This is a genomic window from Micromonospora sp. WMMC250, assembly GCF_027460215.1.
GTDB lineage: Bacteria > Actinomycetota > Actinomycetes > Mycobacteriales > Micromonosporaceae > Micromonospora > Micromonospora taraxaci.
In genome coordinates, this window is record NZ_JAPZBJ010000002.1 from 3,822,368 (window position 1) to 3,847,574 (window position 25,207).

21 protein-coding genes are annotated in these 25,207 nt (G+C 70.8%); 13 read left to right on the forward strand and 8 right to left on the reverse strand.

Translation table 11 applies throughout. The features are described 5' to 3' along the window. Window positions 1-202: 202 nt before the first annotated feature. From O3438_RS16965 to O3438_RS16995, 7 genes are all read left to right on the forward strand, one after another. Complete coding sequence (locus tag O3438_RS16965) at window positions 203-1,393, forward strand: hypothetical protein (RefSeq protein WP_269680876.1); 1,191 nt, start codon at window positions 203-205, stop codon at window positions 1,391-1,393. A gap of 1 nt (window position 1,394) precedes the next feature. Continuing rightward, window positions 1,395-2,243, forward strand: coding sequence for a glycosyltransferase (locus tag O3438_RS16970; protein WP_269680877.1), 849 nt, complete (start codon window positions 1,395-1,397; stop codon window positions 2,241-2,243). Next, entirely contained in the window at window positions 2,243-3,322 is a 1,080-nt protein-coding gene (locus tag O3438_RS16975; protein ID WP_269680878.1) for a glycosyltransferase family 4 protein, read from the forward strand. Before O3438_RS16970 ends, O3438_RS16975 begins: the two co-directional genes overlap by 1 nt. Beyond that, entirely contained in the window at window positions 3,319-4,821 is a 1,503-nt protein-coding gene (locus O3438_RS16980; RefSeq protein ID WP_269680879.1) for an O-antigen polymerase, read from the forward strand. The genes O3438_RS16975 and O3438_RS16980 overlap by 4 nt, the downstream gene beginning before the upstream one ends. Beyond that, window positions 4,806-5,720, forward strand: coding sequence for a glycosyltransferase family 2 protein (locus O3438_RS16985; RefSeq protein ID WP_269680880.1), 915 nt, complete (start codon window positions 4,806-4,808; stop codon window positions 5,718-5,720). The genes O3438_RS16980 and O3438_RS16985 overlap by 16 nt, the downstream gene beginning before the upstream one ends. Beyond that, the gene (locus O3438_RS16990) at window positions 5,720-6,583 is read left to right on the forward strand and encodes a glycosyltransferase family 2 protein (RefSeq protein ID WP_269680881.1); all 864 of its coding nucleotides are present in this window, start codon (window positions 5,720-5,722) and stop codon (window positions 6,581-6,583) included. The genes O3438_RS16985 and O3438_RS16990 overlap by 1 nt, the downstream gene beginning before the upstream one ends. Before the next feature lie 148 nt (window positions 6,584-6,731). Then, complete coding sequence (locus O3438_RS16995) at window positions 6,732-8,342, forward strand: hypothetical protein (protein WP_269680882.1); 1,611 nt, start codon at window positions 6,732-6,734, stop codon at window positions 8,340-8,342. Window positions 8,343-8,412: 70 nt separating this feature from the next. Here the strand turns inward: O3438_RS16995 and O3438_RS17000 are convergent, their stop codons facing one another. Both O3438_RS17000 and O3438_RS17005 read right to left on the reverse strand, forming a co-directional pair. Next, the gene (locus tag O3438_RS17000) at window positions 8,413-9,594 is read right to left on the reverse strand and encodes a hypothetical protein (RefSeq protein WP_269683667.1); all 1,182 of its coding nucleotides are present in this window, start codon (window positions 9,592-9,594) and stop codon (window positions 8,413-8,415) included. 265 nt (window positions 9,595-9,859) lie between these two features. Beyond that, on the reverse strand, window positions 9,860-11,326 hold the full coding sequence (locus tag O3438_RS17005; RefSeq protein ID WP_269680883.1) for a hypothetical protein: 1,467 nt from the start codon (window positions 11,324-11,326) through the stop codon (window positions 9,860-9,862). Window positions 11,327-11,574: 248 nt separating this feature from the next. Between O3438_RS17005 and O3438_RS17010 the strand changes: the two genes are divergently transcribed. From O3438_RS17010 to hutH, 6 genes are read left to right on the forward strand one after another with little or no spacing between them, the layout of a single operon-like run. Next, on the forward strand, window positions 11,575-12,420 hold the full coding sequence (locus tag O3438_RS17010) for a MurR/RpiR family transcriptional regulator (RefSeq protein ID WP_269680884.1): 846 nt from the start codon (window positions 11,575-11,577) through the stop codon (window positions 12,418-12,420). Window positions 12,421-12,437: 17 nt separating this feature from the next. Further along, window positions 12,438-14,096, forward strand: coding sequence for a urocanate hydratase (gene hutU / locus O3438_RS17015; protein ID WP_269680885.1), 1,659 nt, complete (start codon window positions 12,438-12,440; stop codon window positions 14,094-14,096). Continuing rightward, on the forward strand, window positions 14,093-15,295 hold the full coding sequence (locus tag O3438_RS17020; RefSeq protein WP_269680886.1) for an allantoate amidohydrolase: 1,203 nt from the start codon (window positions 14,093-14,095) through the stop codon (window positions 15,293-15,295). The genes hutU and O3438_RS17020 overlap by 4 nt, the downstream gene beginning before the upstream one ends. Next, window positions 15,286-16,653: a formimidoylglutamate deiminase gene (locus O3438_RS17025; protein WP_269680887.1), complete on the forward strand. Its 1,368-nt coding sequence runs from the start codon at window positions 15,286-15,288 to the stop codon at window positions 16,651-16,653. The genes O3438_RS17020 and O3438_RS17025 overlap by 10 nt, the downstream gene beginning before the upstream one ends. A 58-nt stretch (window positions 16,654-16,711) precedes the next feature. Then, on the forward strand, window positions 16,712-17,896 hold the full coding sequence (hutI, locus tag O3438_RS17030) for an imidazolonepropionase (RefSeq protein ID WP_269680888.1): 1,185 nt from the start codon (window positions 16,712-16,714) through the stop codon (window positions 17,894-17,896). Beyond that, a complete protein-coding gene (gene hutH, locus O3438_RS17035; RefSeq protein WP_269680889.1) occupies window positions 17,893-19,431 on the forward strand; it encodes a histidine ammonia-lyase in 1,539 nt (512 codons plus the stop codon). The genes hutI and hutH overlap by 4 nt, the downstream gene beginning before the upstream one ends. Before the next feature lie 62 nt (window positions 19,432-19,493). On the opposite strand, the gene rdgB is transcribed toward hutH, so the two are convergent. The 6 genes from rdgB to O3438_RS17065 form a co-directional block, all read right to left on the reverse strand. Next, window positions 19,494-20,111 carry an RdgB/HAM1 family non-canonical purine NTP pyrophosphatase gene (gene rdgB / locus O3438_RS17040; RefSeq protein ID WP_269680890.1) on the reverse strand — a complete coding sequence of 206 codons (618 nt, stop codon included), beginning with the start codon at window positions 20,109-20,111 and terminating at the stop codon, window positions 19,494-19,496. Then, on the reverse strand, window positions 20,108-20,833 hold the full coding sequence (gene rph, locus O3438_RS17045) for a ribonuclease PH (RefSeq protein WP_269680891.1): 726 nt from the start codon (window positions 20,831-20,833) through the stop codon (window positions 20,108-20,110). Before rph ends, rdgB begins: the two co-directional genes overlap by 4 nt. 9 nt (window positions 20,834-20,842) lie before the next feature. Further along, window positions 20,843-22,012, reverse strand: a complete 1,170-nt coding sequence (locus tag O3438_RS17050; protein ID WP_269680892.1) for a glycosyltransferase — start codon at window positions 22,010-22,012, stop codon at window positions 20,843-20,845. Then, window positions 22,009-23,154: a glycosyltransferase family 4 protein gene (locus O3438_RS17055; protein ID WP_269680893.1), complete on the reverse strand. Its 1,146-nt coding sequence runs from the start codon at window positions 23,152-23,154 to the stop codon at window positions 22,009-22,011. The genes O3438_RS17050 and O3438_RS17055 overlap by 4 nt, the downstream gene beginning before the upstream one ends. Before the next feature lie 111 nt (window positions 23,155-23,265). Then, window positions 23,266-24,009 (reverse strand): MBL fold metallo-hydrolase, encoded by a 744-nt coding sequence (locus tag O3438_RS17060; protein WP_088986111.1) that lies wholly within the window; start codon window positions 24,007-24,009, stop codon window positions 23,266-23,268. A 228-nt stretch (window positions 24,010-24,237) separates the two neighbouring features. Further along, window positions 24,238-25,203 (reverse strand): PLP-dependent cysteine synthase family protein, encoded by a 966-nt coding sequence (locus tag O3438_RS17065; RefSeq protein WP_269680894.1) that lies wholly within the window; start codon window positions 25,201-25,203, stop codon window positions 24,238-24,240. Between the last annotated feature and the right edge of the window lie 4 nt (window positions 25,204-25,207).

Here is a 25,207-nt window from a genome sequence, read left to right on the forward strand (position 1 = left end):
ACGGCAGATGTTTTGGCACCCTCGGTTAGAGCCGCCCGGGCGATTGCAGGCGTCATCTCGTTCGGGTAGAAAGTGCCAGCGGCGTGTGACTCGTCGTACTGCAGTGTGTCGAAAAAACGGGGGCGAGAACAGCGTGTCGCTGGTCAATGCTGCTCGGCCATCGCCGGGTCCAGGCACCAACCCACCCCCGAAACCCCGCATCGTGGGGCTGCTGCGGCGGCTCATCGCCCCCGAGCGCCTCTACATGGGCGCGCTCGGCCTGACCGGCCTGGCGGCGGTCCTGTCGGTGGCTCTGCCTCCCGCGGAGCGCGGTGAACTCTCGGCGAACATGGTGAGCGCGACTCTGGGCGCGGCCGTCGGTGGTCTGTCCCTGGACACGTTCCTCCTGTCCCGTCCGGGTGGCTGGGTCTTCTCCCGGGGCCGTCCCTGGGTCCTCGCGATGCTGGCGGCCTCGGTGCTGCTCTCCGTCGTCGCCGCGGCCGTTCTCACGGCGGTGGCCGGGATCGGCAGTTACCTGGTCGGGGTGGGGTCCGCGGCGGGCCTGACGATCTTCAACACGGTCTCGTCGATCGCGCTACGCCAGAAGAGCTTCATGGCCGTCTACTCGCTGCGCGCGGCGAGCGGGGCGGTCCTGGTCGGTGGTTACGTCGCCCTGTACTTCGCCGGCTACCTCGACGGCGGCCTGTGGAGCATGGTGTGGCTCGTCGTCCAGTGGGTCAGCGCGCTAGCCGTCTGCGGCCTGGTGCTGGGCATGCTGCGCCGGATCGGGCGGGCGCCCCGGGCGGAGGCGACCACGCTGGACTACCGCGCCGACCTGGCCGCCGTGGGTAATCTCCACCTCGGGATCTTCGCCCAGATGATGACGCTCCGGTTCAACCAGATCCTGGTGGCCCGGTTCGTCGGGGCCGGTCCTCTCGGCGTGTACGCCCTGGCGGTCGCCGCCCTGGAGTTCGCGCAGGCCGGCGCCGTCGTTCGGGCGCAGCGGATCCTGGCCAGCCGGGACGGCACCGACGGGCCCGACCCGACCAGGGCCGTGGTCACCGCGGCTCTACCGGTCGCCCTGGCCGCGGTCCTCGGGCTCGGCGTGCTGGGTTACCTCCAGCCCGAGTACCGGCACGCCTGGATCCTCGGCCTCGTCCTCCTGCCCGGCTCGCTGGCGACCGCTGCCGGCAAGAGCTGGAGCGCACTGCTGCTCAAGAGGCGGGGTGAGCGGGCGACGACCGTGGTCGCCATGATCACCCTGGCGTTCGCGATTCCGGCCTACTTTGCGATCATCCCGTGGGCGGGTGTGGTCGGGGCCGCCATCGCCTCGACACTCGCCTACGCCGTGCACGCTTTCGCTTCCCGAGCAAGCCTGCGACGAGCGCAGTCGCCGAATCATGGGACGGTATGACATGGATGTCTCGATTGTTGTCCTCGCCTGGGAGGACTTTGAGCGCACCCGCGCCTGTGTCCTGTCGCTGCCGGCGGAGGCAGAGATCGTTGTCGTCGACAACGGCAGCTCCCTGCCCATCCAGGAGTCGTTGAGCGAGTTCTGCGCCCAGCAGGGGGTCCGGTACGTCCAGTCCGGCTCGAACCTCGGGTACGCGCGGGGCATGAACCTCGGTGTGCGGCACACGAGCCGGGCAAACGTGATCCTCTCCAACAACGACATCGTCGTGCACGCCGATGCCGTGGCCCGACTGCTGACCGCCCTGGAGGACCCGGAGGTGGGCGCGGCCTTCCCGGGGGTGGTGACGCCGGACGGTGTGTCGCAGACCGAGGGCGGACGGTTCCTGGGCCTGGGTGTCGGTTTCGCCCACGCCACCGGGCTGAGCATGGTGCTGCCGAACCTGCGGATCGTCGCGCCGCCGGAGAAGGCGGACTGGCTGACCGGGCCCTTCGTCGCCATGCGCCGCAGCACCTTCGACGCCATCGGCGGAGTCGACGAGACCTCGTTCTTTTACTCCGAGGACATGCGCCTCTGCTGGGCCGTGCGACAGCAGGGCCTGCGACTGGCGTACGTGCCGGAGGCCGTGATCATGCACGAGGACGACGCGACAGCGAAGCGGCGTTGGTCCGAGGAGGAGATTTCGGAGCGTCGCACCCGGGAGTTCATCCGGGCGAGCCGGACCATGGGCGGGCGGCGTGGCCGCATCGCCACGACGGCGTACGTGGGTGGCGTCCTGCTGCGCGCGGCGGTGGGCGGGAACCCGGTTCGCCGCGCCATCGCACGCGGTGCCGTCGAAGGGCTGCGTCCCTGATGAAGGTGTTGTTCGTCTGCACGACGGGCGGCTCCGGCAGGCGGCAGCTCGGCGGTGCGGAACGCATCCTGACGGAGATCATCCCGGCGCACGCCCGTACCGGCGTCGAGGTCATCGCCGCGACGTCCGACGACGAGGTGGGCTACGCGCTGCGTGCGGCCGGGGTGCCGTGGATCGGGCTCAGCGCGACCAGTCGGGTCGACCTCGCCTACGCCCGGGAGATCCGCCGCCTCGTCAACGAGGTGCAGCCGGACGTGGTCTGCGCCCACCTGCTGTCCGCGGCGATGCACTGCCGCGCCGCGCTGAGCATGGAGCGCAGGCGCACCCCCCTCGTCGTCACCCTGCACAACAGCCTCTGGCAGTACCGGGACACCGCCGGGTCGTTCCAGCAGAAGGCGCTCATCCAGTCCAACATCACGCTGGACCTGGCCATGCGTCGCGCCCGTCCACACGCGACGGTCGCGGTGTCCGAGTTCGAGGCTGCCGAGCTGCGCGACCGTGGCGGGGTCAAGAACATCCACCTGATCCCGAACCCGCTACCCGCCACCTGGCCCAGCCCGAAGCCCGCACACACACCGGAGCCGGGTCGCCGGCCGGTGGTCGGCTATCTCGGCCGACTGGAGAAGGAGAAAGGCGTCGACCTCCTGTCCGACATCGCCGGTCTCCTCCCGGAGTTGGACTTCAAGGTCGCCGGTGCCGGCACTGTGGCGATCGCCCCCCGGCCGAACCTCGAACTCGTCGGCCGGGTCACGGCTGCGGACTTCCTCCAGGAGATCGACTGCCTCGTGGTGCCGTCCCGGGTCGAGTCCTTCGGGCTCAGCGCGCTGGAGGCGCTGTCCCTCGGCGTACCCGTGGTGCACACCGGGGCCGGCGGCCTCGCCGAGGTCACCCGGCACGCGACGGGGACGCTGGCCTTCCAGGCGGACCTCGTGCCCGCCGCGCTCGCCGGCGCCATTCAGCAGGCCGTCGGTCGCCGCGCGGCCGACGAGGCGCAGCGCGTGGCCGAGTGGTACGCCCAGGAGTACGCCTTCGACAGGTGTGTGGAGCGATGGCAGAGCTTGTACAGGTCCCTCCTGTGACCCCCACGACCAGCACCGTCACACCCAACCGCTTCCGGGCGCTCGTGCCGTGGGTGGTAGCGGTCGTCGCCGTCGCGGCGGTCTTCCTGTGGGACGTCGAGTTCGGTGTCGCGGCAGCATTCCTCGCGATGGCGGCCCTCCTCTTCCGTCATCACATGTGGCTCGCCATCTGCACGGCCGCCTGGGGTTTCGTCTTCCTCGCCGTCCTCACCATTCCCGGGCCGTACGACTCCCCGGCCGGCCCCGCCGCTGTGCCGGTTCTGGGCTTCTACGCCGCCTGCTTCCTCGGCGCCTGGTATCTCGGCCGTCGACTCGCAGCAGCCAGGGGTCGTTCCGAGGAGCCGACGCCGACCGCGGAGACGGTCGAGCCGACGCCGACCGCGAAGACGGTCGAGTCGACGCCGACCGCGAAGACGGTCGTCATGCCGGCCGTGACGACGCGCCCGGCTGCGGGCCGTACCGGCCTCGAATCCGAACGTGCCGAACTGCGTTGGCCCGCCGAGAGCCGACTCCGGGTCTTCGTGCTCTTCCTGCTCCTGCTCGCCGTCATCGGCGCGGCGTTGAAGTTCCGTGGTGACGTGCCGCCGCTGTTCGCCGACAACCCGGACGCCGCACGGGAGGCGGTCAGACTTCGATCCAACCTGATCACCGGGCTGTTCTCGGAGTTCTGGGGGATCGGGCTGGCGGTCTCGCTGCTCCGGGCGCTCACCGGCAAGGCGGAGGGACGGTGGGCGTACGTCGTCTTCGTCGTCATCTTCGCCTTCGGCGCGGCTCTGGGCGCGAGCAAGAACTCCGTTCTGCTGGGTATCGTGCCACCGCTGGTAGCTGCGCTCTCGGTGCGCCGTTCGGCGACCATCAGCCCGAAGAACCGGCTGCGGGTGTCGCTCGTGGTGCTCGTGATCGGAGCGGTCGCGGTAGGCGCGGCAGTCTTCCTCGGCGGCCAACGGACGCTCGCCGGCACGGGGCAGTTCGAGGACCAGTTCCGGGCGCAGTACGGCGCCAGCCCGCTCTACGCCAGCGTCGGGTCGCTGGACCTGTCGCTCAGCAGCTCCGTCGAGACGTTCGGGCGGCTGTGGGAAGTGCGCGAGCAGCATCCGCCCACCTGGGGGCGGTACACCATCACCTTCACCGGCTCGGTGGGAGAGCGGCTGTTCGGGCCGGCGGACCTGTACGCCATCACCGCCGGTCTGAGCAAGCCGTTCTACATGAACACCGCGACGTTCGTCGCCATACCCCTGCTGGACTACGGGCCGATCGGCGCCGTGATCTTCCTCGGTCTTCTGGGCCTCAGCGTGGGCGTCATCGACCGTCGGCTCGCGTCCGCCTGGAGCCCAGCGCATCACCTGACCCGGGCGTTCGTCATCTACTTCGCGACCTTCGGCGTCTACGAGCTCTATCCGGTGGTCCAACCGTTCTGGCTGGCCCTCGCTCCTGGCCTTGTTGCCCTGTACCTACTCAGCAAACCGATGAGGTGGATCCCGGAGTGGATGAAGCGCTGACAGTCGTCACCGTTCTCTACCGTTCGAACGACATGTTGACCCAGACGCTGCCCACCTGGGTTCGCAGCGCCGAAGGGCTCCCGGTGCGGTTCATCTTCGCGGACAACTGGCCCGAGGACGGCTGCGAGAAGGTCATCGCCGGTTGGCTTGACGACGGGCGGTACGAGTACCTTCCCGACTCGTCGAATCCCGGTTTCGCGGCAGGCTGCAACCGCGCCGTGGCCGCCGCGAGGACGAGCCACGTCCTGCTGCTCAACCCTGACGTGTGGCTGCCCGACGACGCACTCGCACGGGTGTGCGCCGCCATCGCGGAGGACCCTGGCACGCCGATCGCGGTCGGTCTGGCCATGCACGGCGGCGAGTACGTCGGCATCGACGTCAATCCGATCTCGCTCTTCATCGACCGGACAGCCACCGTGACGCGGGGACCGTTGGGCCCGTCGGGTGGCGCAGCTGTCTTCCCGACCGAACTGTTCCATCAGTTCGGCGGCTTCTACGAACACCTCTTCGCCTGGGGCGAGGACGCCGATCTGGCCTACCGGCTCTACGCATCAGGTAGGCGGACTCGCGCACTCGACGTCGTCCTCCCGCACGCGGGTGGGCACAGCGTCGAAGGTGACAACAAGCTCCAAGGCTTCCGAGCCTTCCTGCTGGCCCGAAACCGGCTCCTGGTTGCGGCCCGGGTATTCACCTGGCCGCTGATGCTCATCGCGATGCCGGTACTGGCCCTGGCGCACCTCGCGCTCGCCGCCCGGCGCATCCGTCAAGGCCTGCTCCGGCCGTTCCTTCGCGGCATCGCGCGAGGACTGATGGAGAGCGCGACCGCCAGGCGGCAATGGAACGGCGAGCGGTTCGGCTTCGCGGCCCTCTACAGCTACCTGACAACTCGGAGAGCATGATGCCAGCACACCAGTGGACTGTCATAACGGTCACCTACAACTCGGCGGACACGCTCCGCCGGTGCTGGCGAGGGGCCAAACCCTACGAGTGGATCGTCGTCGACAACGCCTCGTCCGACGACTCGGTCGTCGTGGCCGAGGAGTTGGGTGCCCGGGTCATCCGGCTACCGGAGAACGTGGGTTTCTCCAAGGCCAACAACGTCGGGGTGCGCCAGGCCGCAGGTGAATACGTCGTGTTCGCCAATCCCGACCTGGAGATCGACCCGGACGGTATGAGCGTGCTCAAGCAGCACCTCGACACCCACGGCGGCCTGGTGGCTCCTCAGCTGATCGGCACCGACGGGACTCCCCAGCCCAACGGCCGGGGATTCCCCTACGCCACCGCCAAGCTGGGCAACCGGAAGATCTGGCCCCTGTCCCGGATGCATGCGACCTACCGGGTGATGGCCAAGCCCGGCGAGACGGTCTACGTCGCCTGGGCCATGGGTGCCGCAGTCGCCGCCCGCACCGCCGACTTCCTCGCGATGGGCGGGTGGAACGAGCAGTTCTTCCTCTACTACGAGGACCACGAGCTCGGGCTGCGGGCGTGGCGGCAGGGCATGCCTGTCGCCCTGACCGGCGACGTCCGGTGGACGCACCACTGGGCACGCGCGACGAATTCGTTCCAGTGGTCTCGGGCGCACACGCTGGAACTGCAGAGCGCCCGAACCTTCTTCGGCATGTTTCCCGAGTTCCTCGTCGGGCTGCCGCTCGCCTCGCGGCGCAACCGGCAGGCGGCACGCCTGATCGGCTCGTCGGTGCCAACGCAGAGGGTTCCGGGCGAACCGAAGCCCTCGCCGTCCAGCTCGACGGTGGCCAGGTAGCTCGGGCAGTCGTCGACGCAAGCAAACCCGATGTGCCGGCAGCACCGGGAGGCGGCGGAGTTCCTGAGACCCTGTCAGTGGACAGGTCGCCGCCCTCGGGGTCCACTGATGATTCTCCAATGGTTCGTACTCTGAGAATGGAAGCAGCGTGGTTGCACAGCTCACGCATACGAACGTGAGCAATCACGCCGTGCTGCCGGCTTCTGTGGGCCGCCGTCTGCGGCGCACGGACTGGATCGCCGTCGCCGTCCTGCTAGCCGCCGTCCCGGTCGTGCACGACATCAAAACGATGCTCACTGCGCCGTACTGGCTCGACGAGGCATGGGTGGCGCTCTCGGTACGGATGCCTCTCGCGGAGCTGCCGGTGGCGACGTCGTCAACTCCGATTGGGTGGAGCTTCCTTCTGCGGTTGGTCCCGGACTCCGATTACCTTCGGGTGGTTCCGCTCGCGTTTCACTGCCTCTCGGTCGGTGTGGCATACGCGCTCGGTCGTCTGCCGCAGTGGAAGACCCGTCGACTGGGGATCGTGGCGGGCATGGTCTCTGGAGCCGTGGTCCTGCTCCTCCCGGCCCAACAGGTCCGCCACGATCTCAAGCAGTACTCCGCTGATGCCGCCGTTGCGGTGGCCATGCTGGCACTGACCGCGTGGGTTGAGCAGAAATGGTCACCCAGACGGCTGTGGGTGGTCGTGGCCGCGGTCGGCGTTGGAATGCTGCTCAGCCACGTCACCGCCATCGTTTCTCCTGGCGTGTTCGGCGGATTGCTGGTGGCCGCGATGATTCGGCGCCAGTGGGCGCGACTCCCTCAGGTGATCGTGGCCGGGTTCGCCGCAGCCTCGCTGGCGGGAGCCATCTACGCCGTATTCTCGGCGCGGGCCCGATCTGACGAGATGCGGGATTTCTGGACAGCCTACTTCCCACAGCCACACGAGCTCGCCGGTTACCTCGCGGAGCGGGCCCACGACTTGACGCCCCTCCTCGGCGTTCCCGTACTGGTTGTTGCAGGTCTTGTCGTCGCGGGCGCCGCCACCCTCATGAAGTCAGGTCGTCCTGCCACCGCTGTCGCGGTGATACTGCTGCCGGTAACGGTACTGGTGCTGGGAGTGGCGGACGTTTATCCACTCCTGGATGCACGCACCTCACACTTCCTGCTCGTCGCGGCGGCGGCGGTGGCGGGCGTCGGCCTTGTCGGCACGGCGAATCTGGTGGCCGGGCTCGTCAGCCGCATGCTGCACCGCACTCGGCCCACCGTCGTGACAGCGATGGTCTGCGCGGTCCTCCTCGTCACGTTCACCATCCACAACGCCGCCTGGTACCGCTTTGATGGAGATGAGCCGGGTTTGGAGCGCAGCCCGATCACCATGATGGATGTGCGATCGGCGACAGAATTCGTGAACGAAAACCGCTCACGCAACGACGTTGTCATCCTGAACGATGCGGCGTGGTACGGCTTCGCGTTCTACTCGAAGCGTGACGCGATCAAACTGGTCGAGCCGTACGGCAACACCGTCGGCTGGTGGGTCGAGATGCCCTCTCGGTCGGACGTCGTCATAACCCCCGGGACGGATGCTGAGGGCATCCGGCTCGGCGTTGATCAAGCACTCAAGTTGGCCGCACAGCGCGGTGGCGCACGCATCTGGCTGATTCGATCATTCATCAGCCTCGAGGAGGCCGAAGCATGGCGGTCGGTGCTCGCTGACTTCCGCGTCGAACAGGCGACCGGCGGCATCGAGCCGGTCGTGGTCATCAGCGAGCGATGACAATGTGTGAAAGTGCAGTGAAGACACTCGTGGTTCAGCTGCCGCGTAGTCGACGGGACATGCTTCTTGCTCAGCTACCGCGACGCCACAGATCCCGCAATGCGTCCCAGTTGCCCGCGATGCCGTCCTTGCAGAGCGTCTCGATGTAGGTGACACCGTTGGTGTCGTCCCGGTCCCACCAGAGGCCACACATCGTCCGACCATCCTGCAGGTTGAATGCGTACTCGACGTAGCTGCCCTGGGCCCCGGTCTTGTTGCCACTCGTACGGGTCGCTTGCCGCACCCCCGGCGCCAACGTGCCGGAAGCAAGGTTGAGCTGCAAGCGGTACGCCCGCTGCGCGTCCTTCTCAGTCTTGCCCGGATAGAGCACAAAGTGCAGGAATGCGCCGGAAAATTGGCAGTAGACGTGCTGCTTCTCGTCGGCCATCACCGCCGGGGCGCCCAACTCGCCGTAGGTCGCGCAGCCGCCAACCCGCGCCAGCCAGGGCTCGGCCAACGGTGCCAACTCGCCCTCGAACTTGGTCTTGTTGATGGATAACAGAGTCGCCTCATAGGGCGACAGGCTGGCTTCGGCCGACGGCGCCGAACCGTCGTCGCCACTGCGACCCACGAAGAAACCAGCGGTCCCGGCGACCAGGGCCAACACCAGCGCACCCGTGATCAGCAACCAGTTGGGCCGCTTCGGCTTCGGAGCCACCGGCGCGATCCGTCGGCCCCCGGATGTGGGGAACGGATCGAATGGGGTGACCTGTGCGGCACTGGTGGCGTAGGACGGTGACTGCGGGGCAGCGGAGACCGGCTGGGTCGATGGCGTTCCGGACGCGGGTGAGGACGGCGCGGCCGAGACCGGCTGCGCCGGCACTGACCCAGGCTGCCCGGAGACCGGCGCCGTGTGCATCGCCCACGGTAGCTGCGGCATGTGGCCCACCAACTCGGGCACCCCGGAAACCGCCTTTGGCGGGCCACTGACCTGCCCCGGCACGCCGGACACCGGCAGCTCTGACGCAGGCGGCACCGACATGGGCGGCCCGGAAACCGGCAGGTCCGGAACCGGCTGGTAGTCCACTCCGAGGCTTTGAAAAAGCCGCTGCGGCGCGTTCCCCTGCTCGGCACCGTAGGCCACCCAGGGGTGAGCGGCCGACAGGCCGGCGGCCGTGTACTGGTGACCGCCGCTGGCCTGCGCCAACGCTCCCACCGCGGCGCCGAAGGCCTCACGCCACCGCTGGTCGGAAGCGGCGACACCGTCCAACACGGCCACTGTGGCGAACTGACCTTGCCCGTCCACTGCCGCCCAGGCCTTACCAACCTGGCACGCGCCCAACAAATGCGTGTACCTGTAGGGGCTTTCCGGCTGCATTCCACTCCTCTGCTCAACCGCCGTGCGGATCCTACAGAGCTGGCGCCAAGTCGGCGTCCCGCCGGTCAGCCGACCGACATGTCCGCGGGAGGTCTGGTCTGCTCGAACCTATCGCCACCTACCCGTGGGACTTACTGGATCTTGTCGATGCGGCCCTGCTCTACCTTCCCCGAGTCAGGTACTCGCAGGGAAGGTCCAGCTGCCAGGGAGAGGGAATGGTATCGATAGGGGTCTCCGTCTTGCCAGTAGCACACTCCTGCTCGGCAACCCAGAGATTCTGCTGCCATGTTGGACCCTCGAGTCGAACCAAGCCAAGTGTAGAACTCCATTGATAGACAATGCCGCACAGAATTATCGCTGCCACCCCGACGCGTACGACAGTCAGCACATGCCGCAACTGCGGTCTTGGAGCCCGTGCCAGGCCCACGAGAACTGCCGTGAACAGGAACAGCGATGGCGCTGCGCTGTACCGCTGACCGAGGATGACGGCGTAGGGCTGGTCGATGCGAAGCAGATCGGACCAGTTCATGTAGAGCTGCACGCCGATAAACGCGGCGGCTAGGCACAAGCTCGCGATCCCCAGGAACCGCCGAGCCGGCGTGCCGTAGCGGAGTCCATAACCGGCGACAGCCAGAGCGACGACAGCGGCGAGCACCGCCGGCCAGGCATAGAAGCGCGAGTTCAGCTCCAGTGCATCTGGATACAGGCCTGCGGCCAACTCTGACCCGGTGAACATCACCAGTGGTACGCGGGCTGCGGCAGCGGCAAGTCCCTGCGTTACGTCGAACGGGTCACGCTCTCGCGTCGAGGTCGACGACAGCAGCGGCACGATCTGCATCGCCAAGCCGACAATGAAGGCGAGCGCCGGCACTCGATCACGTCGCCGAGGCAGGGCAAGTCGTGCGCCGGCCAACGGAACAAGCAGCATCCCCAGGGGGCTCGTCGTCACAGCGAGCAGGAGCGCAGCGGCACTCAGGCAATTCTGCCAGCGCGTTGCCGGCCGCCAGAGCAGAGCCCAGAAGGCGCCGAAAATGACGAACCAGTGGAGATTGGCAAGGTTGTTCAGGGCCTCGCTATTGCCGGACGGCAGCAGGATGATCGCAGCGGCCAGCACCGCTCGCAGTTTGCGGGACGGAAGGTGCCCGGCGGCCGCGGTGAAGACCAGCAGGGCAACCGCCGCACGTACCGCCGCTGCCGCAATCGCCACCCCCGCAGCCCACCAGCCGATCGGCAGCTGGACGGCCAAGTCGGCGAAGAGTCTAGGAAGCACGTGCAGGTAGCCGGCGTACGGCTCGATGACCACCAGCGGAAAATTCTTGGTCGCCGCGCCGCCGAGGAATATCCGACCGTCCTCTGCCCAGACATGGGTCAGGTGAGTTCGGCCCTGCGGAATCACCAACAGGTAGGTCACCGCGAGCAGGAAGGCCGCGAGGTATCCGAAAACGGTCCTGCGGCCAATCGGCGCCGATGTGACAGTGCTAGGAAAGACGTTGTCCGCTAACCACCGTTGCCAGGTCAGCCCGCTCCGCCAGCCGCTCCGCGGAGGTCGCTGCGAGGAGCCGAGTTCGGCAGGCGACTCCAGAACCGATGTGTGGTGGATGGTCGCCCGGTGCTGGCCCTGTTCCACGCTTGTCACGACACTGCCTCCGATGATCCCCCGCGGCGGACCGGCAGTATCGCACAGCGGGCACCAGCCAATTGATGAGCGCAGACTGCGCCTGAGGTCCTCACGCAAAGCCGTGCCATCAACGAACGTGGTGCGGGGTCCATGGCCAAATGCGGGGCGCATCAGCTGGGCAAAAGACCGCCCTCACCAGCGAACGGCGACTTCGCAGCCGCCTTGTCTGTGAAAGTTTCTATGCATAGAGTCTAGCTGTGAATGAAGGTGGTGCAGAGGGCACCGAGCTGCTAAGGCTGTTCGACGGCGTACGGCTGACGCCCACCCAGCGCCGCATCGCGCACTGCCTCGTGCAGCACGCACCCGCCGTGGCGTACCTGTCCGCCGCCGAGGTCGCCGACCTCGCCGGTGTCAGTCAGCCGTCGGTCACCCGGTTCGCCGTCGCGCTCGGGCACGACGGTTATCCGGCGCTGCGCCGCCGGCTGCGCGACCTCACCGCCGGCACGACGGGCGGGTCGGCGGACGCCGGCAACGAACTCCAGCAGGCGGTACGCGCGGAGATCGGCAACCTCGACCGGCTGGCCGGTCAGCTCGCCGACCGGGACCGGATCGCCGAGACCGGGCGGCTGCTCGCCGAGAGCCGCCCGCTGCCGGTGCTCGGTCTGCGCGCCGCCGCGCCGCTGGCCGCGTACTTCGCCTACTTCGCCGCCAAGGTGCACCCGGACGTACGGGTGCTCGACGACGGCGGCAGCCTGCTCACCGATCGGCTGGAGCAGGCGGCCGAGGCCGGAGCGTCCGCAGTGCTCGCCTTCGTCCTCCCCCGCTATCCCCGGGAGACCCTGGACGCGCTGCGCGACGCGCGCGCCGCCGGGCTGACGGTGGTGGCGATCACCGACTCACCGGTCAGCCCGGCCACCGAGCATGCCCACGTGGTGCTGCCCGCCGCGGTCGGCGCGCAGCTCGTGTTCGACCTGCACACCGCACCGATGACCCTGGCCATGGTGCTGTTGCAGGCGATCTGCGACGCCGCGCCGGCCGACACCCAGCGCCGACTGGAGGCGTTCGAAGCCTCCGCGGCCCGCCGACAGTTGTTCCTCGGATGACCGGAGGAGAGCCAGAGATGACCAAGCCCATCCGTGCCGCACGAGGCAGCCAGCTCACCACCCGCGGGTGGCAGCAGGAGGCCGCCCTGCGGATGTTGATGAACAACCTCGATCCCGAGGTGGCGGAACGCCCCGACGACCTGGTGGTCTACGGCGGCACCGGGAAGGCGGCACGGGACTGGCCGTCGTACCACGCGTTGGTCCGCACGCTCACCGACCTGCGCGAGGACGAGACGATGCTGGTGCAGTCGGGCCGCCCGGTCGGGGTGATGCGCACCCACGAGTGGGCGCCCCGGGTGCTGCTGGCCAACTCCAACCTGGTCGGCGACTGGGCGACCTGGCCGGAGTTCCGCCGCCTGGAGCAGCTCGGCCTGACCATGTACGGGCAGATGACCGCCGGTTCGTGGATCTACATCGGCACGCAGGGCATCCTCCAGGGCACCTACGAGACGTTTGCCGCGGTGGCCGCCAAGAGGTTCGCCGGCACCCTCGCCGGCACGTTGACGTTGACCGCCGGCTGTGGCGGGATGGGCGGCGCGCAGCCCCTCGCGGTCACCATGAACGACGGCGTCTGCCTGATCGTGGACGTGGACCGCACCCGGCTCGACCGCCGGGTGCACGACCGCTACCTCGACGAGGTCGCCGACTCCCTGGACGACGCGGTCGACCGGGTCCTCGCGGCGAAGCGGGACCGCCGGGCCCTGAGCGTCGGCGTGGTCGGTAACGCCGCCGAGGTCTTCCCGGAGTTGCTCCGTCGGGGCGTCGCTATCGACATCGTGACCGACCAGACCAGCGCGCACGACCCGTTGGCGTACCTGCCGGTGGGGGTCGAGCTGGCCGACGCCCGGGACTACGCCGCGGCGAAGCCGGCCGAGTTCACCGACCGGGCCCGTGCGTCGATGGCGAAGCACGTCGAGGCGATGGTCGGCTTCCTCGACGCCGGCGCCGAGGTGTTCGACTACGGCAACTCGATCCGGGGCGAGGCGCAGCTGGGCGGCTACCAGCGGGCCTTCGACTTCCCCGGCTTCGTGCCGGCGTACATCCGACCGTTGTTCTGTGAGGGCAGGGGTCCGTTCCGGTGGGCGGCGCTCTCCGGCGACCCGGCCGACATCGCGGCCACCGACCGCGCGATCCTGGAGCTGTTCCCGGAGAACGAGTCGCTGGCCCGTTGGATCAAGCTGGCCGGTGAGCGGGTCGCCTTCCAGGGCCTGCCGGCCCGGATCTGCTGGCTCGGCCAGGGCGAACGGGATAAGGCGGGCGTGCGGTTCAACGACATGGTCGCCTCCGGTGAACTCTCCGCGCCGGTGGTGATCGGCCGGGACCACCTGGACACCGGCAGCGTCGCCAGCCCGTACCGGGAGACCGAGGGCATGGCCGACGGCTCCGACGCGATCGCCGACTGGCCGCTGCTCAATGCTCTGGTCAACACCGCCAGCGGCGCGTCCTGGGTGTCCATCCACCACGGCGGTGGCGTCGGCATCGGCCGGTCGATCCACGCCGGGCAGGTCTGCGTCGCCGACGGCACCGCCCTGGCCGGTCAGAAGATCGAACGGGTGCTCACCAACGACCCGGCGATGGGCGTGATCCGGCACGTCGACGCCGGCTACGACAGCGCCCGCGAGGTCGCCGACCGCACCGGAGTCCGCATCCCGATGACCGAGGGTGCCGACTCGTGACCGGCGACCTCTCCTCCCGATTCCGGGCCCTGTGGGACGAGATCGCGCCGATTGGGCGGGACGCTGACAGCGGCGGCTACCTGCGGTACGCGCTGACCGCGCCGGAGCTGGAGCTGCGGACCTGGTTCCGTGCCCAGGCCGAGCGTCGCGGCATGCCGGTCACCGAGGACGGCAACGGCAACCTCTTCGCCCACTGGGGTGACCCGGAGGGCGAGGACGCCGTGCTGACCGGCAGCCACTTCGACTCGGTACCGCACGGCGGGGCGTACGACGGGCCACTCGGCATCGTCAGCGCCTTCCTCGCCGTGGACGAGCTACGCGCCGCCGGGGTCACCCCGGACCGGCCGCTGGTGCTGGGCGCGTTCGTCGAGGAGGAGGGGGCCCGCTTCGGCGTACCCTGCCTGGGATCGCGGCTGCTCACCGGGGCGCTGTCGCCCGACCGCGCGGCCGGCCTGCGCGACGCGGCCGGGGTGAGCTTCGCCGAGGCGCTTGGCGACCGGCCGGCGGGTGCCCGCCCGGAGGTGCTGGGCCGGTTCGGCGCCTTCGTCGAGTTGCACGTCGAGCAGGGCCGCGCCCTCGTCGACACCGACGCCCCGGTCGCGGTGGCCAGCGCGATCTGGCCGCACGGCCGGTGGCGCTTCGACGTGGTCGGGGAGGGCAACCACGCGGGTACGACCCGGATGGCCGACCGCCGCGACCCGATGCTGACCTACGCGTTCACGGTGCTGGCGGCCAACAAGGAGGCCCGGCTGCGCGGTGCGCACGCCACGGTGGGGCGCGTCGCCGTCGAACCCAACGCCACCAACGCGATCCCGTCGAAGGTGACCGGTTGGCTGGACGCCCGGGCCGCCGACCAGGAGACGCTCGCCGGCCTGGTCGACGCGGTACGCGGCAAGCTCGCCGAACGGGCCCGCCGCGACGGTACGGCGGTGACTGTCACCGAGGAGTCGGCCACCCCGCTGGTCGCCTTCGACGGCGGGCTGGCCAAGCGCCTCGCCACGCTGCTGGACGCGCCGGTGTTGCCCACCGGCGCGGGGCACGACGCCGGAGTGCTCGCCGGGCACCTGCCCACCGCGATGCTCTTCGTGCGCAACCCGACCGGGGTGTCGCACTCCCCCGCCGAGACCGCGACCGACGACGACTGCGCCGCCGGGGTACGGGCGCTGGCCCGGGTGCTGGAGGAGCTGACATGCCGGTGACCGCGACCCGCTGGCTGGCGGAGTACGCCTGGCTGCCCGAGCACGCCGAGCCCACGCCCGACGTGCTGATTGAGACCGACGGCGGGCGGATCACCGCGGTGACGCCGCTGCTGGGAGCGCACGGACCGGACGCCGGGGTCGACGTGTACGCCGACGCCGTGCCACTGCCCGGGCTGACAGTGCCCGGCCTGGCCAACGCGCACTCGCACGCCTTCCACCGGGCGCTGCGCGGGCGCACCCACGGCGGCCGGGGTGACTTCTGGACCTGGCGGGACCAGATGTACGGCGTCGCCGACCGCCTGGACCCGGACACCTACCTGGCCCTGGCCCGCGCGGCGTACGCGGAGATGGCGCTCGCGGGGGTCACCTGCGTGGGCGAGTTCCACTACCTGCACCACCGACCCGACGGCGGCGCGTACGACGACCCGAACGAGATGAGCGCGGCGCTGGTCGAGGCGGCCGCGCACGCCGGAATCCGGCTCACACTGCTGGACACCTGCTATCTGACTTCCACAGTGGACGGTCAGGCCCTCGCCAGCCCGCAACGGCGCTTCGGCGACGGCGACGCCTCCCGCTGGGCGCAGCGGGCGGGCGCGTTCCAGCCGACAGACGCCCACGTCCGGGTCGGCGCGGCCGTGCACTCGGTGCGGGCGGTCCCGGCCGACCAGCTCTCCACTGTCGCCGAGTGGGCCGGGGAGCGGCAGGCACCGCTGCACGTGCACCTCTCCGAACAGCCGGCCGAGAACGACGAGTGCCGGGCCGTGCACGGGCGCTCGCCCACCGCGCTGCTCGCCGAGCACGGCGTGCTCGGGCCGAACACCACGGCCGTGCACACCACCCACCCGACCAGCGCCGACCTGACCCTGCTCGCCGACAGTCGGACGGGGGTCTGCCTCTGCCCGACCACCGAGCGGGACCTGGCCGACGGCATCGGCCCGGCCCGGCTGATGGCCGAAGCGGGGATCCGGTTGAGCCTCGGCAGCGACAGTCACGCCGTGATCGACCTGTTCGAGGAGGCCCGGGCGGTGGAGTTGGACGAGCGGCTGCGTACCCGTCGACGCGGCCACTTCACACCGGCGGACCTGGTGACGGCGGCCAGCTCCGCCGGGCACGCGGCGCTGGGCTGGGCCGACGCCGGGAGGATCGCCGTCGGCGCGCGCGCCGACCTGGTCACGGTACGGCTGGACAGCGCCCGTACCGCCGGGGTGCCGCCGGTGGGCGCGTTCTTCGCCGCCACCGCCGCCGACGTCGAGCAGGTCGTGGTCGACGGTCGCCTGGTGGTGGCCGAGGGCCGGCACCTGAGCGTCGACGTGCCGGCCGAGTTGTCGGCGGCCATCGAGGCGGTGACTCCCCGGTGAGCGCGAGGAGTGAGCCGGGTTTGCGAGCCCCGCAGTCGCGAACGAAAGAAGGCTCTGCATGAGCAGTCTGCTCGTCGACAACATCGGTGAGTTGGTCACCAACGGTGCCGGCGAGGGTCCGCTGGGCATCCGCCGCAACGCGGCCGTGCTGGTCGAAGAGGGCCGGGTGGTCTGGGTCGGGCCGTCCGCGTACGCGCCGGCCGCCGACCGGCGGCTCGACGCCGGTGGGGCGGCGGTGCTGCCCGGCTTCGTGGACAGCCACGCCCACCTGGTCTTCGCCGGGGACCGTGCCGCCGAGTTCGCCGCCCGGATGGCCGGTCAGCCCTACACCGGCGGCGGCATCCGGACCACTGTCGGCGCCACCCGGGCCGCCACCGACAACGAACTCCGGATCACGGTGCGCCGGCTGCGCGGGGAGGCGCTGCGCCAGGGCACCACGACCATGGAGATCAAGAGTGGGTACGGGCTGACCGTCGCCGACGAGGCCCGCTCGCTGCGGATCGCCGCCGAGAGCAGCACCGAGACCACCTTCCTCGGCGCACACGTGGTGCCGGCCGAGTACGCCGACCGCCCCGACGACTACGTGAGCCTGGTCTGCGGCCCGATGCTCGCCGCCGCCACGCCGTACGCGAAGTGGGTCGACGTGTTCTGCGAACGGGGTGCCTTCGACGTCGACCACGCTCGCGCCATCCTGGCCTGCGGCCAGGCCGCCGGGCTGGGCGTCCGTATCCACGCCAACCAGCTCGGCCCCGGAGCGGGGGTGCGGCTCGGTGTGGAGCTGGACGCGGCCAGCGTCGACCACTGCACCCACCTCAGCGACGCCGACGTGGACGCGTTGGCCGGCACGGCCCGCAGCGACGGGTCGGGGACCCGTACGGTGGCGACACTGCTGCCGGGAGCGGAGTTCTCCACCCGATCGCCGTACCCGGATGCCCGCCGACTGCTCGACGCGGGTGTGACAGTGGCGCTCGCCACCGACTGCAACCCCGGCTCGTCGTACACCTCCTCGATGCCGTTCTGTGTGGCGCTGGCGGTCCGCGAGATGCGGATGACCCCGGCGGAGGCGGTCTGGGCCGCGACCGCCGGGGGCGCGCGGGCGCTGCGCCGCGACGACATCGGCGTCCTCACCCCCGGCGCGCGGGCCGACCTCGTCGTCCTGGACGCGCCGTCGTACCTCCACCTGGCCTACCGGCCCGGTGTCCCCTTGATCCGCCAGGTAATGCGCAACGGAGTAACGCCATGACGACAGTGACCATCCAGCCCACCGGAATCTCCGCCGACGACGTTCTCGCGGTGGCCCGCGGCACCGCCACTGTCGTCCTCGACCCGGCCACCATCGACGCGATGGCGACCAGTCGGGCCATCGTGGACGGCATCGAGTCGTCCGGCCGTCCCGTGTACGGGGTGTCCACCGGGTTCGGGGCACTGGCCAACACCTTCATCGCGCCGGAGCGGCGGGCCGAGCTGCAACACGCGTTGATCCGTTCGCACGCCGCCGGGGTGGGCGCCCCGATGCCACGCGAGGTGGTCCGGGCGATGATGCTGCTGCGGGTCCGGTCGCTCGCCCTGGGCCGCTCCGGGGTCCGGCCGCTGGTCGCCGAGGCCCTGGTAGACCTGCTCAACAACGACATCACCCCGTGGGTGCCGGAGCACGGCTCGCTGGGCGCCTCCGGTGACCTGGCGCCGCTGGCGCACTGCGCGCTGGCGCTGCTCGGTGAGGGCTGGATCCTCGGGCCGGCCGGCGAGCGGCAGGACGCCGCCGACGCGCTGACCGCCGCCGGGCTCAAGCCGATCGAGTTGGCAGCCAAGGAGGGGCTGGCGCTGATCAACGGCACCGACGGCATGCTCGGGATGCTGCTGCTGGCGATCGACGACGCGGCGCACCTGTTCGCCATGGCCGACGTGACCGCCGCGCTGGCCATCGAGGCGATGCTCGGATCGGAGCGGCCGTTCCTGCCCGAGCTGCACGCGATCCGGCCGCACCCCGGTCAGGCCGCCTCGGCGGCGAACATCCACCGGCTGTTGCAGGACTCCCGGGTGATGGACTCGCACCGCGACGACCTGGCGCACGCCGTGCAGGACGCGTACTCGATGCGCTGCGCCCCGCAGGTGGCCGGCGCGGCCCGCGACACCCTGGACTTCGTCCGCACCGTCGCCGCACGGGAACTGGTGTCGGTGGTGGACAACCCGGTGGTGCTGCCGGACGGTCGGGTCGAGTCGACGGGCAACTTCCACGGCGCGCCGCTCGGCTTCGCCGCGGACTTCCTCGCCATCGCCGCCGCCGAGGTGGGCGCGATCGCCGAACGGCGGGTGGACCGGCTGCTCGACGTCACCCGTTCCCGGGAACTGCCGGCGTTCCTCTCCCCCGACGCCGGGGTCAACTCCGGGCTGATGATCGCCCAGTACACGGCGGCGGGCATCGTCGCGGAGAACCGTCGCCTGGCCGCCCCCGCCTCGGTGGACTCCCTGCCCACCAGCGGCATGCAGGAGGACCACGTGTCGATGGGCTGGGCGGCGGCGAAGAAGCTGCGCACCGTGCTGGACAACCTCACCAGCCTGCTCGCTGTGGAGCTGCTGGCCGGCGTACGCGGTCTGCAACTGCGCGCGCCGTTGGAGCCGTCACCGGCTGGCCGGGCCGCCGTCACCGCGCTCGGTCCGGCGGCCGGCGAGCCCGGCCCGGACGTGTTCCTCGCCCCGGTGATGGAGGCGGCCCGCGCGGTCGTCGCCGGGCCGGAGTTGCGCGCCGCCATCGAGCGGGAGGTCGGCCCGCTGGGCTGACCTCCGCCGGGTCGCTGTCGTCCGCCGCGGGTCAGGTGGCGGGCGGCAGCACCTCGCGCCCGTCAGCTGGCGGGCGGCAGCACCTTGGCGACCAGCTTGGCCAGCTCGCGCAGCGCCTTGCCGCGGTGGCTGATGGCGTCCTTCTCCGCCGGCGTCAGCTCCGCGTTGGTGCGGTCCTGTCCGTCACCGAGGAAGATCGGGTCGTAGCCGAACCCGCCGTCGCCGCGCGGAGCGCGCAGCACCTGCCCGGACTGCCGGCCGTCGACCAGGTGCTCCTTGCCGCCGGGCAGCACCAGCGCCACGGTGCAGACGAACGAGGCAGCCCGCTGCTCGTCCGGCACGTCGGCGATCTGGTCCAGCACCAACTGGAGGTTGGCCTGGTCATCGCCGTGCTTGCCGGACCAGCGGGCGCTGAACACCCCTGGCATCCCGTTGAGCGCGTCCACAGCGATCCCGGAGTCGTCGGCGATGGTCGGCAGACCCGTCTGCCGGCACCCCTCCCGTGCCTTGATCAGCGCGTTCTCACCGAAGGTCAGGCCGGTCTCCGGCAGCTCCGCGTACTGCTCGACGTCGTCCAGGCCGAGCAGGGCGATCCGGTGCGCGCCGAGCGCGCCGTCCAGGATCCGCTGAAGCTCCACCAGCTTCTTACGGTTGCGGGTGGCGAGCAGGACCTTGTTCATGAGAGTGCCTTCCGCTGGGCTTCGGCCAATTCGGTGCAACCCGCGACGGCCAGGTCGAGCAGACTGTCGAGTTGGTCCCGGGCGAACACGCCCGCCTCACCGGTGCCCTGCACCTCGACGAAGTCGCCCGCACCGGTGCACACCACGTTCATGTCGACCTCGGCGGCGACATCCTCCTCGTAGCAGAGGTCCAGACGGGCCTCGCCGGCGACGATCCCGACGCTGACCGCGGCCACCGACCGGTGCATCACCTTCTCCGGCTTGCCGGCCAACGCCTTGCGGGCGGCGAGCCAGCCCACGGCGTCGTGCAGGGCGACGTACGCGCCGGTGATCGCGGCGGTGCGGGTGCCGCCGTCGGCCTGGAGCACGTCGCAGTCGAGCACGATCGAGTTCTCGCCGAGCGCCTTGAGGTCGATGCTGGCCCGCAGGCTACGGCCGATCAGCCGGGAGATCTCGTGGGTGCGTCCACCGACGCGACCCTTGACGCTCTCCCGGTCGGAACGGGTGTTGGTGGCCCGGGGCAGCATCGCGTACTCGGCGGTCACCCAGCCGAGCCCGGAGCCCTTGCGCCAGCGGGGCACCCCCTCGGTGACGCTCGCCGTGCAGAGCACCCGGGTGCCGCCGAACTCGACGAGCACCGAGCCCTCCGGATGGGTGCTCCAGCCTCGGGTCAGAGTCACCGGTCGGAGTTGAGAGGGCCCTCGCCCGTCAGGTCGCGCCATGTCTGCACCCTATGCGGTGCGGGGATCCACCTCACTCGGGGTGCCCACGGGCGCGTCCGCGTCGTGCACGCGGAGGAACCCGGCGACGGCCGCCGGCCACCCGAACTCCTCGGCCCGCGCCCGGGCGGCGAGTCGCCGCTGCGCCTGCGGCCGTTCCGCCAGGCGGGTCACCGCCGCCGCCATCGACTCCCCCGAGCCGTACGCGGCCAGTCCGGCGGCTCCGATCACCTCGGGCAGGGCGCTGGCCGCGTTGACGACGACCGGGGTGCCGCAGGCCAACGCCTCCAGCCCGGCCAGACCGAACGTCTCCACCGGGCCGGGTGCGAGCACGACGTCGGCGCTCGCGAGCAACGCGGCCACGGCGGCGCGGTCCGGCAGGAAGCCGGCGAACGTGACCGGCAGTCCTTCCGCCCGGCGGGCGAGCGCGCCGCGCAGCGGGCCGTCGCCGGCCATCACCAGCACCGCCGGTACGCCGACCCGACGCAGCTCGGCGAGGGCCTGCACGGCCAACTCCGGCCGCTTCTCCGGGGACAGCCGCGCGCAGTGCACCAACAGCAACTCGCCCGGGTCCGCGTACCGCGCGCGCAACAGCTGGTCGGCCCGGTCCGGGGAGAAGGTGTCCAGGTCCACCCCGAGCGGCACCAGCTCGACGTTGCCGGCACCGATCCGGTCGAACTCCTCGGCGGCCCACCGGGTCGTGCAGACGATCCGGTCGTACGCCTGGCTGGTCGCCCGGTTGAGCCGGTCGGCGATCGATCTGCGCAACGTGTGGGGCACCCCCCACTGGCCGAGCAGCCCGGTCAGCGACTCGTGCGAGACCATCACCGACGGCACCCCGTGCGCCCGGGCCCACCCGCCCGTCCAGCGCAGCGACGACCGGTCGGAGACCTCCAACCGGTCCGGGGCGAGGTCGGCGAGGAGCCGGGCCAGCCGACGCCGGCCGGCGAGCAGCCGGTACCCACCGCTGCCCGGCATCTCCGGGCCGGGCACTGTGATCACCCGCCCCCACGGGTACGACTCGTCGGCGGCACGTCTGCCGGGGATCACCAGCACCGGATCGTGTCCCGCCGCCCGGTAGCCCTCTCCCAGGTGTCGCAGTGCGGTACGCAGACCGCCGGATCGTGCGGTCACGAAGTTGGCGAGCCGCACGATCCGCAGACCGCCCGTGGCCCCGGTCACGAGGCGGCCGGCAGGCCGACGGTGGCGGCCACGGCGCGTACCGCGTGGTAGTGCCCGATCAGCTCGTCGCCGACGGCCGACCAGCTACGGCGACCGACCGCGACGCGGGCGGCCAGCCCGTGGGCCCGCCGCCGGTCGGCGTCGCCGGCGAGGTCGGCCACCGCCGCGGCGAGCGCGTCGCCGTCGTTCGGCGGCACCAGCGACCCGGTCACGCCCGGGTCGACCAGGTCGACCGGGCCGCCGCTGGCCGGGGCCACCACCGGCACCCCGGAGGCCAACGCCTCCTGGATGGTCTGGCCGAAGGTCTCGTGCGGTCCGGTGTGCACGAACAGGTCCAGGCTGGCGTAGAGCCGGGCCAGGTCCTCGCCGTGCTGCACACCCAGGAAGGTCACCCCGGGCAGCTCCCGGGCCAACTGCCGGCGGGCCGGGCCGTCACCGGCCACCACCACCCGCACACCGGGCAGCCGCGACGTCGCCGCCAGCAGCTCCACCCGCTTCTCCGGGGCGAGCCGCCCGACGTAGCCGACGAGCAGCTCGCCGTTGGGTGCCAGCCGCTCCCGTAGCGCCGCACACCGTTTGGCCGGGTCGAAACGCACGGCGTCCACGCCGCGACGCCACAGCCAGATCCGCTGTACGCCGTTCGCGATCAGGTCGGCCGCGGCGCGGGTGGACGGGGCGAGGGTGCGCTGCGCCGAGTTGTGGATCTCCCGGATCCGCCGCCACGCCGCCGCCTCTCCCCAGCTCACCCGGTACGCCCGCGCGTACGCGGCCACATCGGTCTGGTAGACCGCCACCATCGGCAGCCCGTGTCGGCTGGCCAGGGTGGCCGCCCGTGCGCCGAGGACGAACGGACTGGCCAGGTGGACCACGTCCGGCTCGGCCGAGAGCAACGCCCCGGTCAGCCGGGTGGTGGTCGGCACACCCAACCGGAAACCCTGGTAGCGGGGCAGCGGCACGCTGGGGATGCGCACCACCGGGTACGGCAGCCGTTCGACGTTCCGCCGACTGGCTCCGGGCGGCGCGGGTGCGATGACGACCGGCTCGTGGCCCCGGTCGAGCAGGTGCTCCGCCGTGCGCACCACTGAGTGCGCGACGCCGTTCACGTCCGGTGGGAACGACTCGGTCACGATGGCGATCCGCATGCCCACACCGTGCGGGTGCCACGGGTGCGGCAGACGACAGTTCGCTGACCGGCCGGCGAACAGTACGGCACAACACCGCTGCCCGGTAGACGCCAACCGGGACGGGGTGGGTCAGACGTCGTAACTGGCGCCGGGACGGACCACGTCGATCGGCCCGGTGTACGCGGAGGCCGCCGACTCCAACGTGTGGGCCTCGCTGCCCCAGGCCGCGACCAGGTGGGTGAGCAGCAACCGACCCACCACGGCCTTGGTCGCCGTCTCGCCGGCCTCCCGGCCGGTGAGGTGCAGGTCCGGTGGGTTGTCCACCCCGTCGAGGTAGCTGGCCTCGCAGAGGAAGACGTCGGCGTTCTGGGCCAGCCGCAGCAGCGCGTCGCAGGGCGCGGTGTCCGACGAGTAACACAGCGAGCGGCCGTCGTGCTCCAGCCGCACCCCGTACGTCTCGACGGGGTGGTTGACCCGGTCGACGGTGACGGTGAACGGGCCGATCGGGAAGGTGCCGGGCTGGAGTGCGTAGAACTGGTACACGTCCTCGACGGTGCCGTCGTCGCCGTAGGCGGCACTGAGCCGGTCCGGTGCGCCGGACGGCGCGTACACGGGAAGCGCCGGGTAGGGGCCCTCCGGGGCGTACCGGCGGACCACCACGTAGGTCACGGCGTCGAGGATGTGGTCGCAGTGCAGGTGGGTCAGCAGGATCGCGTCCGGAGCGTGCAGGCCCGCGTACCGCTGGAGGCTGGACAGTGACCCTGAGCCGAAGTCGACCAGGAGCCGGAAACCGTCGGCCTCGACGAGGTAGGCCGAACAGGGCGCCTCGGGGCCGGGGAAGCTGCCGGCGCAGCCAAGGACCGTCAGTCGCATCGAGTGGTCTCGCTGTCACTGTCAGTAGCATTCATGTCGGCCGTCGCTCCAGCCGTGATCTCTACCGACGCGTGCGTCACGCTGCGCAGCCTACGCCCGGGCACCCGGCAGCAAGAATGATCCAACGGAACTTGTCACGAACGTGACACCTGCTCACGGAGCGGCGGGCAACGCACGGGCCGCCGACACACGTCGACGGCCCGTAACGAAACGAAAAGCCCCAACCGGTCAGGCCCAGAGCTGCCCCTCCAGGGCGTCCTCGGCGTCGGCGAGCGTGCCGCCGTACGCGCCGGTGGACAGGTACTTCCATCCGCCGTCGCAGACCACGAAGGCCACGTCGGCACGGCGGCCGTCGCGGACCGCCTCGTGCGCCACCGCGAGCGCGGCGTGCAGGATGGCACCGGTGGAGAAGCCGGCGAAGATGCCCTCCACCTCAACGAGCTGCCGGGTACGCAGCACCGCGTCCCGGGTGCCGACCGAGAACCGCCGGGAGAGCACCGAGGCGTCGTACAGCTCCGGCACGTACCCCTCGTCGATGTTGCGCAGCCCGTAGACCAGCTCGCCGTACCGGGGCTCGGCGGCCACGACCTGGATGCCGTCGACCTTCTCCCGCAGGTAACGACCGGTGCCCATCAACGTGCCGGTGGTGCCCAGCCCGGCCACGAAGTGCGTGATGCTGGGCAGGTCGTGCAGCAGCTCCGGCCCGGTCGTCTCGTAGTGCGCCCGGGCGTTCGCCTCGTTGCCGTACTGGTAGAGCATCACCCAGTCGGGGTGCTCCACAGCGATCTGCTTGGCCGTGGCGACCGCCTGGTTGGAACCGCCCGCCGCCGGCGAGAAGATGATCTCGGCCCCGTACATCCGGAGCAGTTGGACCCGCTCGGTGGAGACGTTCTCCGGCATCACGCAGACCAACCGGTAGCCGCGCAGCTTGGCCACCATCGCCAACGAGATGCCGGTGTTGCCGCTCGTCGGTTCGAGGATGGTGTCACCCGTCCGCAGCCGGCCGGCCTCCTCCGCCGCCCGCACCATGAACAGCGCCGCGCGGTCCTTGATGCTGCCGGTGGGGTTCCGGTCCTCCAGCTTGGCCCAGAGCCGCACCGGCGGCGCCCCGTCGGGCACCGTCGGGGAGAGCCGGGGCAGGCCGACCAGCGGCGTGCCCCCGCACGCGTCGAGCAGACTGTCGTACCGCGCCATGGCG

Bases quoted from the DNA above. Each gene is read 5' to 3' on its own strand.
- O3438_RS17025 (WP_269680887.1), top strand. From the start codon at position 15,286: ATGCCGGTGACCGCGACCCGCTGGCTGGCGGAGTACGCCTGGCTGCCC.
- hutH (WP_269680889.1), top strand. From the start codon at position 17,893: ATGACGACAGTGACCATCCAGCCCACCGGAATCTCCGCCGACGACGTT.
- hutI (WP_269680888.1), top strand. From the start codon at position 16,712: ATGAGCAGTCTGCTCGTCGACAACATCGGTGAGTTGGTCACCAACGGT.
- O3438_RS17065 (WP_269680894.1), bottom strand. From the start codon at position 25,203: ATGGCGCGGTACGACAGTCTGCTCGACGCGTGCGGGGGCACGCCGCTG.
- O3438_RS16990 (WP_269680881.1), top strand. From the start codon at position 5,720: ATGCCAGCACACCAGTGGACTGTCATAACGGTCACCTACAACTCGGCG.
- rdgB (WP_269680890.1), bottom strand. From the start codon at position 20,111: ATGAACAAGGTCCTGCTCGCCACCCGCAACCGTAAGAAGCTGGTGGAG.
- hutU (WP_269680885.1), top strand. From the start codon at position 12,438: ATGACCAAGCCCATCCGTGCCGCACGAGGCAGCCAGCTCACCACCCGC.
- O3438_RS17060 (WP_088986111.1), bottom strand. From the start codon at position 24,009: ATGCGACTGACGGTCCTTGGCTGCGCCGGCAGCTTCCCCGGCCCCGAG.
- O3438_RS17055 (WP_269680893.1), bottom strand. From the start codon at position 23,154: ATGCGGATCGCCATCGTGACCGAGTCGTTCCCACCGGACGTGAACGGC.
- O3438_RS16970 (WP_269680877.1), top strand. From the start codon at position 1,395: ATGGATGTCTCGATTGTTGTCCTCGCCTGGGAGGACTTTGAGCGCACC.
- O3438_RS16975 (WP_269680878.1), top strand. From the start codon at position 2,243: ATGAAGGTGTTGTTCGTCTGCACGACGGGCGGCTCCGGCAGGCGGCAG.
- rph (WP_269680891.1), bottom strand. From the start codon at position 20,833: ATGGCGCGACCTGACGGGCGAGGGCCCTCTCAACTCCGACCGGTGACT.